Consider the following 2,545-nt stretch of genomic DNA (forward strand, 5'->3'; position numbering starts at 1 on the left):
CGGCGGCGCCGTGCCAGGCGTCCCGTTGCGTGCCCTGCCTCCGGTCACCCTGGCGTGCGCCAGCGGGTGCGGCGTCCCGGAGGCTCAGGCTTTTTTTGGGGCGGCCTGCTGCGCGGAGATCAGCGGGCGCAGCGGCTTCACGCGCTCGATGCCGACGGGCTCGGGCGGCATCGCACCCCAGTCGCCATCGCCGGCATCGCGTGCAGGCGTGTCACCCGGGTTGCGATGAGGTGCGGGTGGCGCCATCGGAGGCGCCACGGCCGCGTCGGCCGCCGGATGGCGCCGATGCAGCAGCACCGCTTCGGCCACGCGCTGCACATGGTCGTCGGTGATCGATGCCGCGCCTTCCCACGCCGCCAGCGCACGCGCCGAGCGCAGCATCACGAGGTCGGCACGCAGGCCATCCACGCCGGCCGCGATGCACAGCGCGCCGACGGCTTCGTGCACCGCATCGCCATACGGCAAGGCCGCCGCGTCCGCCACGCGCGCGCGCGCACGCCCCAGCGCTGCCGCGAGTTCGGCCTCTTCCTTCGCATGCGCCGCGCGAAAGCCTTGCGGGTCCGCGTCGAAGGCCAACCGCGCACGCACGATGGCCTGGCGCTCGGCCGCATCCTGCAGGTTGCGCAGCCGCACGCACAGGCCGAAGCGATCAAGCAGCTGCGGGCGCAGCGTGCCCTCTTCCGGGTTCATGGTGCCCACGAGCACGAAGCGCGCAGCATGCCGGTGCGAGATGCCGTCGCGCTCCACCACGTTGACGCCGCTGGCCGCCGCGTCGAGCAGCGAGTCGATGAGCGCGTCGGGCAGCAGGTTGATCTCGTCGACGTACAGCACGCCGCCGTGCGCGCGCGCCAGCAGGCCGGGCGCAAATTTCAGTTCGTGGCCGGCCAGCGCCTGCCCCAAGTCGAGCGTGCCCACGAGGCTTTCGAGGCTCGCGCCCAGCGGCAGCGTGACGAAGGGCGCGCCGGGCAGCAGCTCGGCGAGCGCGCGCGCGGCCGTGGTCTTGGCGGTGCCGCGCGGGCCTTCGATGAGCACGCCGCCCAGCGCGGGATCGACCGCGGCCAGCAAGAGCGCCTGGCGCAGTTGCGGCTGGCCGGCGATCGCGGCAAAGGGGAACGGCACCGGCATCGGGGCGGCTGTGGTCATCGGGGGCTTCCTTCCATCTGCTGCTCGTGGTCGAGCAGCAGGCTTTCCAATTGGTCCTTGTAGTCGCCAGGCGACTGCCAAAGGCCGCGCTGCATGGCTTCGAGCAGGCGGTTGAGCATGTCCTGCAGCGCGCGCGGATTGTGCGCGTTCACGAAGTCGCGGGTGGCGGCGTCGAGCACGTAGGCGTCGGCCACCATCGCGTACTGGTGGTCGCCCACCACGCGCGCGGTGGCGTCGAAGCCGAAGAGGTAGTCGACCGTGGCAGCCATCTCGAAGGCGCCCTTGTAGCCGTGGCGCTTCACGCCGTCGATCCACTTGGGGTTGACCACGCGCGCGCGGATCACGCGGCTGATTTCTTCCTTCAGCGTGCGCACGCGCGGGGCCTGCGGGTTGCCATGATCGCCGTGGTACATCGCGGGCTGCTGCCCGCTCAGGTGGCGCACGGCGGCGGCCATGCCGCCCTGGAACTGGTAGTAGTCGTTGGAGTCGAGCAGGTCGTGCTCGCGGCTGTCCTGGTTCTGCAGCACGACGTTCATGGCGCGCAGCCGGCGCACCAGCGCATCGCCGGCGGGCACGCCGTCGCTGCCCTGGCCGTAGGCATGGGCGCTGCCGCCGACGTAGGCCTTCGACAGGTCGTCGTCGGTCTGCCAGTCGCCGTGGTCGAACAGCGGCTGCAGGCCCGAGCCGTAGCTGCCGGGCGCGGAACCGAACACGCGCCAGCCGGCCTGCGTGCGCGCCTCGCCGGGCGCCACGCCCTGCGCTTCGAGCGCGGCGGCCTCGCGCAGGATGCGGGCGCGGATCGGGTTGCGCTCGGCGTCTTCGTCCTCCTGCGCGGCCACGGCCTGCACGGCCGCGTCGAACATCTGCACGGCGTTGGGAAAGGCGTCACGGAAGAAGCCCGAGATGCGCAGCGTGACATCGATGCGCGGACGGCCGATGCCGACCGTTGGCAGCACTTCGAAATCGACCACGCGCTGGCTGCCTGGTGCCCACTTGGGCCGCACGCCGATGAGCGCGAAGGCCTGCGCCAGGTCGTCGCCGCCGGTGCGCATGGTGGCCGTGCCCCAGACCGACAGGCCCAGCGCCACGGGGTAGTCGCCGTGCTCCTGCAGATGGCGTTCGACCAGCTGCGCGGCCGACTTGAGCCCGAGCATCCAGGCCGTGGGCGTGGGGATGGCGCGCGTGTCGACCGCGTAGAAGTTGCGCCCGGTCGGCAGCACGTCGGGCCGGCCGCGCGAAGGCGAGCCGCTCGGGCCCGGCGGCACGAAGCGGCCTTGCAGTGCGCGCGACAGCTGACGCAGTTCTTCTGCGCCGCACGCATCGAGCGCGGGCGCGAGACGGTGCGCGATGCGGCCCATCACGGCGGCGGTGCACGGCAGCCCGGGCGGGCAGGCGCCCGCTT

The 2,545-nt window shown here is 72.7% G+C and carries 2 protein-coding genes; both read right to left on the reverse strand.

Annotated elements, in window-relative coordinates; genetic code table 11:
- Positions 1-84 precede the first annotated feature (84 nt).
- Positions 85-1,143: a magnesium chelatase ATPase subunit I gene (locus VBO01S_RS31185; protein ID WP_062483017.1), complete on the reverse strand. Its 1,059-nt coding sequence runs from the start codon at positions 1,141-1,143 to the stop codon at positions 85-87.
- Positions 1,140-2,545 (reverse strand): cobaltochelatase subunit CobN (locus tag VBO01S_RS31190; RefSeq protein WP_174543727.1); only part of this gene is annotated, 1,406 nt, incomplete at its 5' end. The genes VBO01S_RS31185 and VBO01S_RS31190, both read right to left, overlap by 4 nt.

This window comes from Variovorax boronicumulans NBRC 103145 (assembly GCF_001591345.1).
In the GTDB taxonomy this organism is placed as follows: domain Bacteria; phylum Pseudomonadota; class Gammaproteobacteria; order Burkholderiales; family Burkholderiaceae_C; genus Variovorax; species Variovorax boronicumulans.

Bases quoted from the DNA above. Each gene is read 5' to 3' on its own strand.
- VBO01S_RS31185 (WP_062483017.1), bottom strand. From the start codon at position 1,143: ATGACCACAGCCGCCCCGATGCCGGTGCCGTTCCCCTTTGCCGCGATC.